Origin of the sequence: Halomonas halophila (assembly GCF_030406665.1) — a bacterium.
GTDB classification, from domain to species: Bacteria; Pseudomonadota; Gammaproteobacteria; order Pseudomonadales; family Halomonadaceae; genus Halomonas; species Halomonas halophila.
In genome coordinates this window covers 183,209-198,145 of the sequence record NZ_CP129121.1, presented here as the reverse complement: position 1 = coordinate 198,145, position 14,937 = coordinate 183,209, and the positions used below count along the sequence as shown (strand labels likewise).

Below are 14,937 nucleotides of genomic sequence, written 5' to 3'. Positions count from 1 at the left end.
CGGTATAACAGGTATTAGGTGGCCAGCTCGCTTGTTCACTGGAACGTGCCGTCACGTTAATTCGGGTTATACCGCCAACATCCGTCTCTCAAGCCATTGAAAAAACAATAAAATTAATCACCATTAGGCGTCATAACACCTGCCACCGTGCCGACTTCATAACAGGGATACCGTTCCCTGTCGGGATACCGGCGCGCCCATAAGGAAACGACGCAATTAGCTAAGCAGGCTTAAGCAAAATCCGCCACCGTCACCCGCCTCTTGATGCCAACGTTTCAGGTTGCTTTGCACGGCTCGAAGTTGAACGCGCTGGTTGGATCACCCGGGCCTGAGCCGGCATGATGCCCTCTTCCGCTTTGCCCCCTCTTAGCCCCATCCCCACGAGGAGTCTCCATGTCGACCGTCTTCGCTCGCCTCAAGGAAGTCGCTTCGCCCCGCATCGGCCTGGGCGCCATGAACCTCTCCCACGGTTACGGCAGCCCGATGCCGGAGCCCGAGGCGGTGCGCGCCCTGCAGGCGGCCGTCGACATGGGCTATCGCCACGTCGATACCGCGACCCTCTACGGGGCCACGGCCAACGAGTCGCTGGTGGGCAAGGCGCTGGCGAGCCGGCGAGACGAGATCCTGCTGGCCAGCAAGTGCGGCATGGCCATCGATCCCGAGCAGGGCAAGAAAGTGATCGACGGCCGCCCGGCGACGCTGCGCCGGCAGTGCGAGGCGAGCCTGGCGCGGCTGGGCACCGACCATCTGGACCTGTACTACCTGCATCGCTGGGACAAATCGGTGCCGATCGAGGAGAGCGTGGGCGAGCTGGGGCGTCTGGTGGAGGAAGGCAAGATCGGCGGCGTCGGCCTGTCCGAGGTATCCGCCGCCACCCTGCGCCGTGCCCGGGCCGAGCATCCCATCGCCGCGGTGCAGTCGGAGTACTCGCTGTGGACGCGCAACCCGGAGATCGGGCTGATCGCCGCGTGCCGAGAGTCGAACACCGCGCTGGTGGCGTTCAGCCCGCTGGGCCGGGGCTTCCTGTCGGGGACGGTGGAAGATCCTGCCCGCCTGGAGGAGAGCGACATGCGCCGCAGCATGCCGCGCTTCAGCGCCGAGCATTTCCCGCACAACCTGCGCCTGCTGGACGACCTCAAGGCCGTGGCGCGAGAGCAGGACACGACACCCGGCCAGCTGGCCCTGGCCTGGCTGCTGGCCAAGGGCGACGACATCATTCCGATTCCCGGCTCGCGCTCCATCGCGCATATGCGCGAGAACCTGGCGGCGGAATCGCTGCACCTGGACGCCGCGACCATCGCTCGGCTGGACGCCATGCTGACGCCCGACCAGGTGAGGGGCGGCCGCTACGGCGCGGCCGCGCAGGCGGATGTCGACACCGAGGAATTCGGCGCCTGACTCCGCCTTCCTTGCCCCCAGGCCGGGGCAGAGACGCCGGGAACAAAAACACGGGGCACGCCATCGGCGTGCCCCGCGTCATTCAGCAGCGACCACGCCATCAGAAGGTGTAAACGACGCCGGCGGTGACCATGTCGATATCGCCGATCTCGTCGGTGTCGAGGCGCTCGACCTCCACGCGGCCGGTGATGTCGAGCAGCTCGACGCGCGCGCCCAGGCCGTAGACCGGGTCGGTGCCGGAGTCGTCGCGGGTCAGGCCGCGGCCGCGACGCTCGGCGTCCCAGTCGGCCATGCCGGCCTTGGCGTAGACGCCCAGCGGGCCGAAGCTCAGCCCGGCCACGCCCATGGCCTCGAAGGCCTCCACCTCCAGCGTGCCGGAGCGGCCGTCGACGTCGCCGTGCAGGCTGTCGCCGTTGACGTAGCCGAGCTCGGCGCCCAGGTCGAGGAACGGCAGCCAGCCGAAATTGTAGCCGGCGGTCAGCTTATACATGCCGGCTTCGTCGTCGAAGTCGTTATCACCGTGCATCTGGCCCAGGCCGCCGCCCAGGTAGAGGCCGGTGGCGCCGATGGCGAAGGCGGGTGCGGCGGTCACGGCCAGGCCGGTGGCCAGGGTGGCGGCAAGCAGGGAGCGCAGGGGCGTCTTGCGGGTCATGACGATTCCTTCCGAGCACAGGGAGTGAGCGCGCAGTGTAGCGCGCCGGCCGCCGGCGGGTCAGGTCGCTGGTGGTGCGGTGCCCGCCGCCCGTGGCCGGCCCGGCGCCTCGTCGCGGTGCTAGGATCAGGGGCCCGGCGCCGCACATGCGTCGATGCCGCGCCAGTCGCGGGAGACGGCGCTGGCGAGCGCCCGTATTGTTATGTTATAACGCATGCCACTTTCGCGGAGATGTATCACCATGGCGCATCGATCCCATCGCCATCGCCCCGAAGGGCCCTGCCATTTCTCGCTGATGTCGCTGTCCGCCCCGCGCCGGCTGCTGTTGGTCGCCGCCCCGCTGGCGATCCTGTGGCTGGCGGTGGTCTGGGCCACGGGAGGCTTCGCCTGATGGCACGCCTGCAACTGCACGATCTTCAGCTCGCCCGCGGTGGCCAGACGGTGCTCGAGCACCTCGACGGCCGCTTCCAGGACGGCGCGGTGACCGCGCTGATCGGCGCCAACGGCGCCGGCAAGAGCACCCTGATCGCCGCCATCATGGGCATGCTGACGCCGGTATCCGGCAGCGTCGAAAGCCAGGTGCCCAAGGAGCGCCGCGCCTGGCTGCCCCAGCAGCTGGCCCTCGACCTGTCCTTCCCGATGAGCGTGGAAGAGCTGATCATGAGCGGCACCTGGCCCAGCCACGGCGCCTTCAAGGGCTACTGCGGCCCGCACTATCGCCGCGGCCGCGAGATCATGGCGCGCCTGGGCATCTCGCACCTGGCACACCGCCAGCTCGGCGAGCTCTCCGGCGGCCAGCGCCAGCGCGCGCTGATCGGCCGCACCCTGATGCAGGAGGCCGAGCTGCTGCTGCTCGACGAGCCCTTCGCCAACGTCGACGCCGAAACCGTCGAGGTGCTGATGGACGTGCTGCGCGACATGGCCGCCAAGGGCGCCACCCTGATCGTGGTGCTGCACGACATGGAACAGCTCTCGCGCCTGGCCGACGACGTGCTGATGCTCTCCGGCGGCCATGGCCGCTGGGTCAGCCCCGAGGCGCTGCTCGAGTACAACGCCGGCCAGCCCGCCCGCGCCCCGCGCCTGCCCTTCGATTTTCCTGAGGTTTCCCATGCTGGCCCTGCTTGATGCCTGGCTCGCCGCCCCCTTCGATTACGGCTTCATGAAGCGCGCCCTGGTGGCGGGCATGGCGCTGTCGCTGGCCGCCCCGCCGCTGGGCGTGTTCCTGATGCTGCGCGGCATGAGCCTGATCGGTGACGCCATGTCCCACGCCATCCTCCCCGGCGTGGCGCTGGGTTTCCTGTTCGCCGGCTTCTCGCTGCCGATGATGAGCCTCGGCGGCATCCTCTCGGGGCTGCTGGTGGCGGTGCTGGCCGGCAGCGTGTCGCAGATGACCGGCCACCGCGAGGACTCGGCGATGGCCAGCTTCTTCCTGATCTCGCTGGCCGCGGGGGTGATGATGGTGTCGCTGGGCGGCAGCAGCGTCGACCTGACCCACGTGCTGTTCGGCTCGATCCTGGCCGTGGACTCCACCGCGCTGCTGCTGATCGCCGGCATCGCCAGCCTGATCGTGGTGTCGCTGGCGGTGATCTTCCGCGCCCTGGTGGTGGAATGCCTGGACCCGCTGTTCCTGCGCGGCCAGGGCGTGCGCGGCGGCCTGGTGCACGGCGTCTTCCTGGGGCTGGTGGTGCTCAACCTCACCGCCGGCTTCCAGACGCTGGGCACCCTGATGGCGGTGGGCCTGATGATGCTGCCGGCCACCACCGCGCGCTTCTGGAGCAATCGCCTGGAGGGCCTGATCGTCATCGCCATCGGCGTGGCCATGGTGGCCAGCGCCGGCGGCCTGCTGCTGTCGTATCACCTGAGCCTGCCTTCCGGCCCGGCGATCATCCTGATGGCCGGCGTGGCCTACGTGTTCTCGGCGCTGTTCGGGCGCCAGCACAGCCTCACCGCCCGCTATCGGCGCCGCGCCGCGCCGCTGAACGCGCCGACCGCCGACCACTGACGCCTCACCCGTCATTCCTTTCCTGTCTCGGAGCCCACTGATGACCTTCGCCAAGCCCTCTGCCCTCGCCGCCGGCGCCGCCGCCCTGCTGACCCTGCCCGCCGCCCAGGCCAAGGAGCCCGTGCAGGTGCTCGCCAGCTTCAGCGTGCTCGCCGACATGGTCGAGCAGATCGGCGGCGACCACGTCGAGGTCACCTCGCTGGTCGGCGCCGACAGCGACGCCCACGTCTTCACCCCGCGCCCTACCGACGCCCGTGCCCTGGCCGAGGCCGACCTGGTGGTGCTCAACGGCCTGCAGTTCGAGGGCTGGATGTCGCGCCTGGTCGAGGCCAGCGACTACGCGGGGCCGACCGTGGTGGCCACCGACGGCATCGAGCAGGCGCTCGGCGAGGCCGCCCACGCGGACGAGGTGGAGCACGGCCATGACGACGGTCACAAAGAACATGGCCACGACGAGCATGACCACGACGAGCCCGGCCACGACGATCACGGCCACGCCGGCCATGCCCACGCTCACGAGGGCATGAACCCGCACACCTGGCTGGATCTGGGCCTCGGCGAGCTCTACGTGAACAACATCCGCGACGGCCTGATCGCCGTCGACCCGTCCCACGAGGCCGACTACCGCGAGCGCGCGGCGGACTATCAGCAGCGCATCGATGCCCTGGACGCCGAGGTCCACGCCCTGATGGACGAGCTGCCCAAGCACACCGCGGTGATCACCGGCCACCAGTCCTTCAACCACTTCTCGCGCGCCTACGGCGTCGACTTCCTGTCGCCGGCCGGACTCTCCACCGAGGCCGAACCCAGCGCCGCGCGCATGGCCGAGCTGATCGAGGTGATCAACCACCAGGGCGTTCAGGCGCTGTTCCAGGAGAACATGACCAGCCCGGCGATCATCGAGCAGCTGGCCGAGGAAACCGGCCTGCCGATCGCCGGCACCCTCTACTCCGGCGCCCTGGCGGCCGAAGGCGAGGCCAGCACCTGGCTGGGCATGATGCGCCATAACGCCTGGCTGCTGCACGACGCCCTGGCCACCGAGGACGCGGCCCACGAGCACGCCGACCACGACCACTGAGCCGCCTCCCAGGCTCGCTCCACACGGCGCCGCCCTCGGGTGGCGCCGTCGTCGTTTCGGGGGCGGGCGTGCGAAGATAGCCCCGTCGGCCACGCCAGGGAGCGCCCCATGAACCTGCTGGATGCCATGACCGCCTTCGTGCGGGTCGCCGAGCTCGGCAGCTACACCCGCGCCGCCGAGGCGCTGGACCTGTCGCGCACCCGCGTCTCGCGGCAGGTGATGGAACTCGAGGATCACCTCGGCGTGCGCCTGCTCCAACGCACCACCCGCCGGCTGCACCTGACCGAGGCCGGCGAGCGCTACCTGCTGCGCGCCCAGGGCATCCTGCAGTCGCTGGAGGAGGCCGAGGCGGAGGTCGGCAGCGGCGCCAGCGAGATGCGCGGCCGGCTGCGCCTCAACGGGCCGATGAGCTTCGGCACCCGCCACCTGGCGCCGCTGGTGGCCCGCTTCATGGTCGAGCATCCCGCCCTGGAGGTGCGCCTCGACCTCAACGACCGCCGGGTCGACCTGCTCGAGGAGGGCTACGATCTGGCGATCCGCATCGGCCACCTGCCCGACTCCACTCACGTCGCCCGCCGCCTCACCCGCTGCAAGCTGGTGCTGTGCGCCTCGCCGGGCTACCTGGCCGAACACGGCACCCCGCGTCGTCTGGCGGACCTGGAACGGCACCGCTGCCTGCGCTACCGACCCGGCGGCCGGGGCGGGGAATGGCAGTTCGTCGACAGCCGCTTCCGGGTCAACGGGCCGCTGGAGAGCAACAACGGTGACGTGCTGACCCACGCCGCCGAGGCCGGGCTCGGCATCGCCCAGCAGCCGAGCTTCCTGGTCACCGACAGCATCCGCGAGGGCCGCCTGGTGCCGCTCGAGCTCGAGGAGGCCGCCCCGGTCCTGGACGTTAACGGCCTCTACCCGGCCCGCCGCCACCTGCCGGCCAAGGTCGACCGCTTCCTGGCCCTGCTCGCCGATGCCTGGGGCGATCCCCCCTGCTGGGAGCACGAGCTGGGTCTCTGATCGCCGGATTTCCCTCCGACATTGTTGCCAAATAGGCAATAGTAATGTGTCTTAGCAGCGGATTATCGCGCCATCGCCCGCGTTTAGAGTGTCCGTCCATCACGACAACATCCCGCTGACGGAGAGACACCATGACGACCCACACCGCCGCCCAGCCGAACGCCCTCGACCGCCTCCAGCCGGCGGCCATCACCCTGCTGCGCCTGTCGCTGGGCGTCATGGCGCTGGCCCACGGCCTGCTCAAGGTGCTGGTGTTCACGGTGCCCGGCACCGTCGGCTACTTCGAGTCGCTGGGCCTGCCGGGCGAGTTCGCCTACCTGACGATCCTGGCCGAGATCGGCGGCGGCGCCGCCCTGCTGCTGGGCGTCTACACTCGCTGGGTCGCCCTGGCCATGATCCCGACCCTGCTCGGCGCCACCTGGGTACATTCCGGCAACGGCTGGATGTTCTCCAACGAGGGCGGCGGCTGGGAGTTCCCGCTGTTCTGGGCCATCGCCCTGCTGGCGCAGGCCGGCCTCGGCGGAGGGCGCTTGGTGCTCAGCCGCCGCTTCGCCTGAGCCGCGTTTCGACAGCACCGAGACGCCGCCCGCCGGGCGGCGTCGAGCCCTTCTCCCGCTCCCGATCAGGAGGCCGTGCTCATATTACCCAGCCTGTTCATCTCCCACGGATCGCCGATGCTGGCGCTGACGCGCACACCGGCCCACGAGTTCCTGCGCGAGCTGGGCAGCCACCTGAAACCCGCCGCCGTGGTGATCGTGTCGGCCCACTGGGCCAGCCGACGCCTGATGGTCAGCGTCAGCGAGCGGCCCGAGACCATCCACGACTTCGGCGGCTTTCCGCGCGCGCTGTTCGAGTGCCAGTACCCGGCCCCGGGCGAGCCCGAGCTGGCCAGGCGCCTGGCCCGCGAGCTCAACGCCGTGCCGGTGGAGCGCGGCCTGGATCACGGCGCCTGGGTGCCACTGTCGCTGATGTTTCCCGCGGCCGACGTGCCGGTGGTCTCGCTGTCGCTGCCCACCGTCTGGTCCAACGCCGAGCTGGTGGCGCTCGGGGATCGGCTCAAGGCGCTCTTGAGAAAACCGGAGGGTGAGGAGAACATGCTGGTGATCGGCTCCGGCAGCCTGACCCACGACCTGCGCTCGACCCAGGCGCTGGACGCGCCGATGCCGGGCTGGGTCGGCGAGTTCGCCGACTGGACGCACCAGCGCCTCACCGCCGGCGACCGCGAGGCCCTGCTCGACTGGCAGGCCGCGCCCCAAGCGCGGGCCAACCATCCCTCGCCCGAGCACTTCCAGCCGCTGCTGGTGGCCATGGGCGCCGGTGGGCCCGCCGAGCGGCTGCACCACAGCGTCGAGCACGGGGTACTGGCGATGGACCTCTACGCCTTCGCCTGAAGCGATCGGTCCCCTGAACGCAGCGAGGCCGCCCCGAAGGGCGGCCTCTTGCGTCGTGCGATGGCGCATCGCGCATCAGGCGTCCGGAATCTCCAGTGCCTGCTGCACCGCCGGCCAGGCAGGCTCGCCGTCGCGGGTGGTCACGCCGTCGAGGAAGGCCTTGACCCGGGCCGGATGCTCGCGCAGCCATTCCAGGGCCACGGCGTCCGGCTCACGCTCCTGATAGCTGAAGCCGAGGATCATCTCGCTCTGGTCGTCGGCGCTGAAGCTCAGCTGGTCGAGGAGCCTGGAAGCGTTGGGATTGGACTCGGCGAACGCCGGCGTCACCAGGGTCTTCACGTCGCTGGCGCCCTCGTCCGGGCCCCACATGTTCTCGGGATCGTCGAGGTACTGAACGTCGTATTCGATGTTCATCCAGTGCGGCGTCCAGGCGGCGAAGAGGATCCATTCCTCGCGATCGATGGCGCTCTTCACCGCGCTCAGCATGCCCGGCGTGGAGGTCTCGGAGAGATGCCAGTCGCCCAGGCCGTAGGTGTCGTTGTCCACCGCCCCGTTGAGGATCTCGCTCATGCCGGAACCGGCCTCGATGGAGTAGATCGCGCTGTCGAGCTGGTCGGCATACTCCGGATCGTCGAGCTGTTCGGCCGAGGTCAGGCCGGCCTCGTAGACGTAGGTCGGCACCGCGAAACCGAGACGCGCACCGTCCACGTTGTTGCCCAGGTCGACGATCGACTCACGCTCGAGGGCGGCCTCGTACATGCTCTGCTGGCCCGGCAGCCAGGCGGCGAGGAAGGCGTCCAGTTCGTTCTGGGCCAGCGCCTCGTAGGTGATGGTGGAGCCGAGCTCGGCCGACTGGGGCGCGTAGCCCAAAGTCTCGAGCAGGGTGGACGCCAGCGCGGTCTTGACGGTCACGCCGGGCCAGGCGGGGACGGAGAAGCGAACCTGTTCCGGTTCGGCGGCCTGGGAAACGCCGCTCACGGCCAGCAGGGAGCCGGCCAGCACGAGAGAGAGGGGACGACGGGACAGGGACATAGGGACTCCTTGGCGGGATGCGCCGTGGTGAAACACGTCGCAGACCCTAATGCCCCTGGGCTATATCGACAAGCCAGGCCGTCAACGCTCGCCGACGACCCGGGCCCGATTCAGTCGCCCTTGCCAATCATCTTCGCGGCCTCGACCACCTCGATCCAGTAGCCGTCCACGTCCTTGACGAAGACCACGTCCTTCATCTTGCCCTGGTCGGGGCGCTTGATGAATTCGACCTCGTTGGCGTCGAACCAGGCCACCGCGGCGTCCAGGTCCGGCACCGTGAAGCAGATGTGGCCGAAGCCCTGGGGCTCGGCGTTGCCGTCGTGATAGGCGAAGTCGGGCTGGTGCTCGGTGCCCCAGTTGTGGGTCAGCTCCAGCAGGCCCTTCTGGGAGAAGGTCCAGACGGTGCGCTCGTCGGTGTCTTCCGGCACCTGATCGCCGTCCTCGAGCTTGGCGAGGAAGTAGAGCGAGAACTGCATCTCCTCGAAGTCGAGGCGGCGCAGCACGCACATGCCGAAGACCCGGGAGTAGAAGGCCAGCGCAGCCTCCGGGTCCTTGACCCGCAGCATGGTGTGGTTGAGGCGGAAGCCATCGGTGTCACCGGTGGCGGTCTTCACGCCGGGATGTTGCTCGCCGTTGAAGCTCATGGGATCTCCTGGTCAGGGCTCGAACGTCGTCGAATCGATGCGATGCCTCAGGTATGGAGGCAAGATGGCGACTTTTCCACCCCGAGCGTCATGCTACCGCGAAGATTTTCCGATACGGAGATTGTACAAATACTGATTTCCACGCCAAACACCCCGGCCACGCCTGCTGCGCCTGTTCTCGTATCCTGACATGCAGGATCGCCACTGGCGAGGGGCGTCTCCCGATTCTACATTGTCTGTACAACCCACCACGCGTCAGGAGTCCGAGATGGCCAACATCGACCAGAGCCTGGGAGACCACATCACCCTCAAGGAGCTCGCCCATGCCCTCGGCCACGGCTTCTCGCCGATCGTCGAGGTGGAGTCCATGGACGGCATCTACACGGTGCGCTTCCACCACGCCAACGGCATCTCCACCCTCTCCGACAAGCAGGGCAAGACCCTCACCTTCCTCGGCACCGGCGAGATCCGCGACCTGCTGGGCGATCTGGGCCTGAGCCACGGCGTGCTGACCTGGGCCGACCAGTGCGGCGACGAGATGATCGGCGTGCCCGGCCATGCCATGACCCCGGACGAGATGCTGACCCACGGCACCAGAATCGCCTTCCGCTGATGTTCACAGCCGCGGGCTGGACGGCTAGGCTGGGAACGACGAGAGGGAATACGAACGCCCCGAGAGATGCCCATGTCAGCGACGCCAGCCTCATCCACCCCGGCGCCCTGCGTCGAGATACGCCTCGAGCGACTGATGCCGCTGGTGATGCTGGCGCTGCTGACACTCGCCGGCTGCGCCGGCCCCCAGCTCGCCACCCGCGACGCCGAGGGGCTGTCGATGGATCGGGCGATGATCCTGTCCGAAGCCCGCCAGTCGCTGGGAACGCCCTATCGCTTCGGCGGCACCGATGCCAGCGGGCTGGACTGTTCGGGGCTGGTGCAGCGGGTCTATTCGCGGGCGGGTATCCCCGTGCCACGCACCTCGCGCCGCCAGTTCGAGCAGCTGCCACCGATCGACGAGGCGCGCCCCGGCGACCTGCTGTTCTTCGATACCGCCGGCGGCGGGGATGCCAGCCACGTCGGCATCTACATGGGTGACGACGAGATGATTCACGCCCCCGGCCGCGGTCGACGGGTCAGCGTGACCTCGCTGGCGCTGGACTACTGGCAGGAACGCTTCCTGGGCGCCGCCGCTCCGGCGCCCTGAGGGCTCGCCCTCTCCGATTTCCCGGCATCGCGCCGCGATGCCACCCGACGCATCGAACTTCGAACACGATTCAGGAGGCCAGCATGGCACTGCGACTCGGCGACATCGCCCCGGACTTCACCCAGGAAAGCACCGAAGGCCCGATCCACTTCCACGAATGGGCCGGCGACAGCTGGGTGATCCTGTTCTCCCATCCCAAGGACTTCACCCCGGTGTGCACCACCGAGCTCGGCGAGGTCTCGCGGCTCAAGCCGGAGTTCGAGAAGCGCAACACCAAGGCCATCGGCCTGTCGGTGGACCCGCTGGAGGATCACAAGGCCTGGGTCGGCGACATCCAAGAGACCCAGGGCTGCGCCCTGAACTTCCCGCTGCTGGCCGACGCCGACCGCAAGGTCAGCGATCTCTACGACATGATCCATCCCAACGCCAACGACACCCTGACGGTGCGCAGCGTCTTCATCATCGACCCGAACAAGAAGATCCGCCTGATGCTGACCTATCCGGCCAGCACCGGTCGCCACTTCGACGAGATCCTGCGCGTGCTCGACAGCCTCCAGCTGACCGACTCGCACAAGCTGGCCACCCCGGTGAACTGGCAGCCGGGCGGCGACTGCATCATCGTGCCGGCGCTCAGCAACGAGGAAGCCGCCAAGCTGTTCCCCGAGGGCTGGGACGAGCAGAAACCCTACCTGCGGCTGGTCAAGCAGCCCGGCAAGTAAGCCAGCGCTCGCCTCGCTTCCTCGACGCCGGCCCCAGGGCCGGCGTTTTCGTATGCGTCTGGCGATATTAAGGGCCGGTTAAGTATTAAATCCCAGACTGTCGGGGAATCGTCACGGAGACACCCCGATGTCCTTGACCGTCATACGCCCCACCCCCGAGTCGCCGATCGAGTGGCGTGAAGCCCGCCACTGGTCGGAGCGCCACCGACTGGAGCAGCTGGTCAGCCACTGCTTCGCCACCCAGCACGATGCCCGCATCACCCAGTACCTGCCGCGCCTGTTCGGCCTGTGGCAGCAGGAGCGGCCCGTGGCCGCGGTGGGCGTGCGGCGCGCCGACGAGGGCCGGCTGTTCCAGGAGGGCTATCTCGACGCCTCCGCCGAGGCCAGCCTGACCCAGGCCCTGGGCACACCGATCGCCCGCGGCGGCATCGCCGAGATCGGCAACCTGGTGAGCACCCGGCGCGGGCTGCAGCGGGTGCTGTTTTCCTACCTGATCGACCAGCTGGCCGAGGAAGGCCTGCACTGGGTGCTGTTCACGGCCATCCCGGCGGTGATCAACGGCATCCGCCGGCTGGGCATCGAGCTGATGCCGCTGCGCTTGGCCGATCCGGCCTGGCTGGGCCAGGAGCGCGAGGCCTGGGGCCACTACTACGATCAGCACCCCTGGGTGATGGCCGGCGACCTGCGCCTGGCCCGCGAGCGGCTGCGCGCCGCCGGCCTGCTCTCGACGCGACGGGAGGGCGACCATGTCCGACCGGCGTGAACGCTTCCTCGACCGCCTGGCCGCCCACGCCGAGCGCGCCCCCGAGGCCACGGCGCTGTGGGACGGCACGCAGCGGCTGAGCTACGGCGAGCTGGCCGCCGCCATCGACGCGCGGCGCGCTCGGCTGGCGGCGGTCGGCGCGACCCGCGTGGGCCTGGCGCTGGACAACGGCGTCGAATGGGCACTGTGGGACCTGGCGCTGCTGACCGATTCCCGCGTCGCGGTGCCGGTGCCGGCCTTCTTCGGCGACGCCCAGCGTAGCCACCTGGTCGAGCGGGCCGGCCTCGATGCCTGGATCGGCCCCGGCGGCGAGGCGCTGGGCTTCGGTACGCCCGACCCGGGCGGCGTCGCCACACGCCCGGTTCCGGCCCCGCCGGCCCTGCATCCCGGCACCACCCGCATCACCTTCACCTCCGGCACCAGCGACGCGCCCAAGGGCGTGTGCCTGGACACCGAGGCGGTGCTGGCGGTGGCAACGAGCCTTGCCGAGGCGGTCGCCCCGGTGGAGATCGAGCGTCATCTGGCGATGCTGCCGCTGGCCACCCTGCTCGAGAACCTCGGCGGGCTCTACCTGCCGCTGTGGCTCGGCGCCGGGGTGGCGCTGCCCGGCGCCGCCGAGCTCGGCTGGCAGGGTGCCAGCGGCTTCGACGCCGGGGCCGCGCTGGCCGCCATCGAGCGCTACCGGCCGCACAGCCTGATCCTGGTGCCACAGCAGCTCCAGGCGCTGGTCGACGCCGCGCCCCGCGCGCCCGAGGGGCTGCGGCTGGTGGCGGTGGGCGGCGCCCGGGTCGCCGCGCCGCTGCTCGAGCGCGCCCTGGCCGCCGGCTGGCCGGTGGCCGAGGGCTACGGCCTCTCGGAGTGCGCCTCGGTGGTGTGCCTCAACCGGCCCGGCGAGGCGCCCTGCGGCGTCGGCCGCCCGCTGCCCCACGCCCGGGTGCGGCTGCGCGCCGACGGCGAGGTCGAGGTGAGCGGCGCCACCATGCTCGGCTATCTGGGCGAGCCGCCGGTCGCCGGCTGGCACGCCACCGGCGATCTGGGCCGCTGGGAGGGCAACGCCCTGGTGCTGGAGGGCCGCCGCCGCGAGGTCTTCATCACCGCCTATGGGCGCAACGTCGATCCCCAGTGGGTCGAGGGCGTGCTCGCCACCCGGCCGGGCATCGCCCAGGCCCTGGTCCACGGCGAGGCCCTGGCCCACAACCGGGCGCTGATCGTGCCGGCCGCCGCGAACCTGCCCGACGCCGCCATCGAGGCCGAGATCGCCGCCGCCAACACCACCCTGCCCGACTACGCGCGGGTGAGCGAATGGCGCCGCTGCGCGCCCTTTACCCCCCACAACGACCAGCTGACGGCCAACGGCCGCCTGCGCCGCGCGGCCATCCTGGCCGCCTACCGGGACTGGCCGACCCGCCCCGGCGCGAATGTCACCACGACCGACGCATCGCGGCCGACCTATCGAGTCCGCCCCATCACGACCACCGAGGAGTGACCCCATGAGTGCCTATCAACGCCTGCAGGACGCCACCCGCGCCGAGCGCGAATGGCTGCTCGACACGCCCATGATGACCCGCGCCATGCAGGGCGAGGTCGGGCGCGACGAGTACCTGGCCTTCCTCGGCCAGGCCTACCACCACGTGCGCTTCACGGTGCCGCTGATGATGGCCTGCGGCGCCCGCCTGCCCGACCGGCTGGGCTGGCTGCGCGGCGCCCTGGTGGAGTACGTCGAGGAGGAATACGGCCACGAGCAGTGGATCCTCGACGACATCCGCGCCGCCGGCGGCGACCCCGAGGCGGCGGCCGCCGCCTCGCCCGACCCGGCCACGACGCTGATGGTGGCCTACGTGCGCGACCGGATCGAGCACGGCAATCCGGTGGTCTTCTTCGGCATGGTCCAGGTGCTCGAGGGCACCAGCACCGCGGTGGCCACCCGCGCCGCCGAACAGCTCCAGGCGCGCCTCGGTCTGCCCGACAACGCCGTGCGCTACCTGAGCTCCCACGGCAGCCTCGATATCGGCCACCTGGCCTTCTTCGAGACGCTGATCGACAGCCTGGAGGAGGACGATCTGAACGCGGTGATCGAAGGTGCGCGCATGGTCTATCGCCTCTACGGCGCCATGTTCCGGGGCGTCACCGCCCGCTGCACGGGGGGCGAAGCCGCCCGGGGGCTGACCGATGCGCTGGTCTGAACCGCACTATCTCACCCAGGGCTGGCCCGGCCAGCGGGTGCTGATCACCGGCGCCAGCGGCGGCATCGGCCAGGCGCTGGTCGACGAACTCGCCGCCGCCGGCGCCCAGCTGCTGGTCACCGGCCGCGACGCCGAGGCCCTGGAGCGGCTGTGCCGCCTGTATCCCGGCCAGATCACGGCCCAGGCCGCCGACCTCACTCGCGCCGAGGATCGCGCCCGGCTGGTGGCGGCCGCCGAACGGCTGGAGTGCACCATGCTGATCAACGCCGCCGGCGCCAACCGCGCCGAGCTGTTCAAGGACGCCGACGACGAGGCCATCGAGCGCCTGGTGACGGTCAACCTGACCGCCACCCTGCAGCTGACCCGCGCCCTGCTGCCCCGGCTGTGCCGCGCCGAGCAGGGCCTGGTGGTCAACGTCGGCTCGGCCTTCGGCCATATCGGCTATCCCGGCCAGGCCGCCTACTGCGCCACCAAGTTCGCGCTCTACGGCTTCACCCAGGCGCTGCGCCGCGAACTGTCGGACTCGCCGATCGCGGTGCACTACATCGCCCCGCGGGCCACCCGCACCGCCATGAACGCCCCGGCCATGGAGGAGATGAACCGGGCGCTGGGCAACGCCATGGACGCCCCGGAAACAGTGGCCGTCCAGATCCGCCGCGCCATCGAACGCGGTCGCAAGGAGACCCGGCTGGGCCGCGCCGAGCCGATCTTCGCCCGGCTCAACGCTCTGTGGCCGGGGCTGATCGATCGCGCCCTGCGCCGCCAGCTGCCCACCATCCGCCGCTTCATCACCCCGCCACCCTGAGCCGCCAGGGTCGACAGGCGCGGCCTTCGAGGCGAGTATCGGCATGACCGGAGCACCG

General features: G+C 70.0%; 18 protein-coding genes. 15 read left to right on the top strand and 3 right to left on the bottom strand.

Features of this window, described 5'->3' with window-relative positions:
- The first annotated feature begins 393 nt into the window (after positions 1-393).
- A complete protein-coding gene (locus QWG60_RS00880; protein WP_046077879.1) occupies positions 394-1,398 on the top strand; it encodes an aldo/keto reductase in 1,005 nt (334 codons plus the stop codon).
- Between the two features lie 100 nt (positions 1,399-1,498).
- Here the strand turns inward: QWG60_RS00880 and QWG60_RS00875 are convergent, their stop codons facing one another.
- On the bottom strand, positions 1,499-2,050 hold the full coding sequence (locus tag QWG60_RS00875) for an outer membrane protein (protein WP_146909114.1): 552 nt from the start codon (positions 2,048-2,050) through the stop codon (positions 1,499-1,501).
- A 241-nt stretch (positions 2,051-2,291) separates the two neighbouring features.
- On the opposite strand from QWG60_RS00875, the gene QWG60_RS00870 reads away from it, so the two are divergent.
- The 7 genes from QWG60_RS00870 to QWG60_RS00840 all read left to right on the top strand — a co-directional run bounded on the left by QWG60_RS00870 (position 2,292) and on the right by QWG60_RS00840 (position 7,532).
- Positions 2,292-2,441, top strand: coding sequence for a hypothetical protein (locus tag QWG60_RS00870; RefSeq protein WP_173834991.1), 150 nt, complete (start codon positions 2,292-2,294; stop codon positions 2,439-2,441).
- A complete protein-coding gene (locus QWG60_RS00865) occupies positions 2,441-3,175 on the top strand; it encodes a metal ABC transporter ATP-binding protein (RefSeq protein WP_046077881.1) in 735 nt (244 codons plus the stop codon). Before QWG60_RS00870 ends, QWG60_RS00865 begins: the two co-directional genes overlap by 1 nt.
- The gene (locus QWG60_RS00860) at positions 3,159-4,052 is read left to right on the top strand and encodes a metal ABC transporter permease (protein WP_046077882.1); all 894 of its coding nucleotides are present in this window, start codon (positions 3,159-3,161) and stop codon (positions 4,050-4,052) included. The genes QWG60_RS00865 and QWG60_RS00860 overlap by 17 nt, the downstream gene beginning before the upstream one ends.
- Positions 4,053-4,092: 40 nt before the next feature.
- The gene (locus tag QWG60_RS00855; RefSeq protein ID WP_146909112.1) at positions 4,093-5,130 is read left to right on the top strand and encodes a metal ABC transporter solute-binding protein, Zn/Mn family; all 1,038 of its coding nucleotides are present in this window, start codon (positions 4,093-4,095) and stop codon (positions 5,128-5,130) included.
- Positions 5,131-5,238: 108 nt separating this feature from the next.
- Positions 5,239-6,141: a LysR family transcriptional regulator gene (locus QWG60_RS00850; RefSeq protein WP_146909110.1), complete on the top strand. Its 903-nt coding sequence runs from the start codon at positions 5,239-5,241 to the stop codon at positions 6,139-6,141.
- A 131-nt stretch (positions 6,142-6,272) separates the two neighbouring features.
- Positions 6,273-6,698, top strand: coding sequence for a DoxX family protein (locus QWG60_RS00845; protein WP_107182498.1), 426 nt, complete (start codon positions 6,273-6,275; stop codon positions 6,696-6,698).
- A gap of 81 nt (positions 6,699-6,779) precedes the next feature.
- Positions 6,780-7,532 (top strand): dioxygenase family protein, encoded by a 753-nt coding sequence (locus QWG60_RS00840; RefSeq protein WP_146909126.1) that lies wholly within the window; start codon positions 6,780-6,782, stop codon positions 7,530-7,532.
- Positions 7,533-7,607: 75 nt separating this feature from the next.
- On the opposite strand, the gene QWG60_RS00835 is transcribed toward QWG60_RS00840, so the two are convergent.
- Positions 7,608-8,564, bottom strand: a complete 957-nt coding sequence (locus QWG60_RS00835; protein WP_146909107.1) for an ABC transporter substrate-binding protein — start codon at positions 8,562-8,564, stop codon at positions 7,608-7,610.
- Positions 8,565-8,674: 110 nt separating this feature from the next.
- Entirely contained in the window at positions 8,675-9,208 is a 534-nt protein-coding gene (gene gloA / locus QWG60_RS00830; protein WP_046077888.1) for a lactoylglutathione lyase, read from the bottom strand.
- A gap of 268 nt (positions 9,209-9,476) precedes the next feature.
- On the opposite strand from gloA, the gene QWG60_RS00825 reads away from it, so the two are divergent.
- The 7 genes from QWG60_RS00825 (at position 9,477) to QWG60_RS00795 (ending at position 14,879) form a co-directional block, all read left to right on the top strand.
- Entirely contained in the window at positions 9,477-9,821 is a 345-nt protein-coding gene (locus QWG60_RS00825; protein WP_035595751.1) for a DUF6482 family protein, read from the top strand.
- 72 nt (positions 9,822-9,893) lie between these two features.
- Positions 9,894-10,409 carry a C40 family peptidase gene (locus QWG60_RS00820; RefSeq protein ID WP_246124679.1) on the top strand — a complete coding sequence of 172 codons (516 nt, stop codon included), beginning with the start codon at positions 9,894-9,896 and terminating at the stop codon, positions 10,407-10,409.
- A gap of 83 nt (positions 10,410-10,492) precedes the next feature.
- The gene (locus QWG60_RS00815; RefSeq protein ID WP_046077890.1) at positions 10,493-11,128 is read left to right on the top strand and encodes a peroxiredoxin; all 636 of its coding nucleotides are present in this window, start codon (positions 10,493-10,495) and stop codon (positions 11,126-11,128) included.
- A 127-nt stretch (positions 11,129-11,255) separates the two neighbouring features.
- Positions 11,256-11,891, top strand: coding sequence for a thermostable hemolysin (locus QWG60_RS00810; RefSeq protein WP_146909105.1), 636 nt, complete (start codon positions 11,256-11,258; stop codon positions 11,889-11,891).
- Positions 11,875-13,377 (top strand): AMP-binding protein, encoded by a 1,503-nt coding sequence (locus tag QWG60_RS00805; protein WP_146909103.1) that lies wholly within the window; start codon positions 11,875-11,877, stop codon positions 13,375-13,377. The genes QWG60_RS00810 and QWG60_RS00805 overlap by 17 nt, the downstream gene beginning before the upstream one ends.
- Positions 13,378-13,381: 4 nt before the next feature.
- A complete protein-coding gene (locus tag QWG60_RS00800) occupies positions 13,382-14,074 on the top strand; it encodes a TenA family transcriptional regulator (protein WP_146909101.1) in 693 nt (230 codons plus the stop codon).
- On the top strand, positions 14,061-14,879 hold the full coding sequence (locus tag QWG60_RS00795; RefSeq protein WP_146909099.1) for an SDR family oxidoreductase: 819 nt from the start codon (positions 14,061-14,063) through the stop codon (positions 14,877-14,879). The genes QWG60_RS00800 and QWG60_RS00795 overlap by 14 nt, the downstream gene beginning before the upstream one ends.
- Positions 14,880-14,937: the final 58 nt, after the last annotated feature.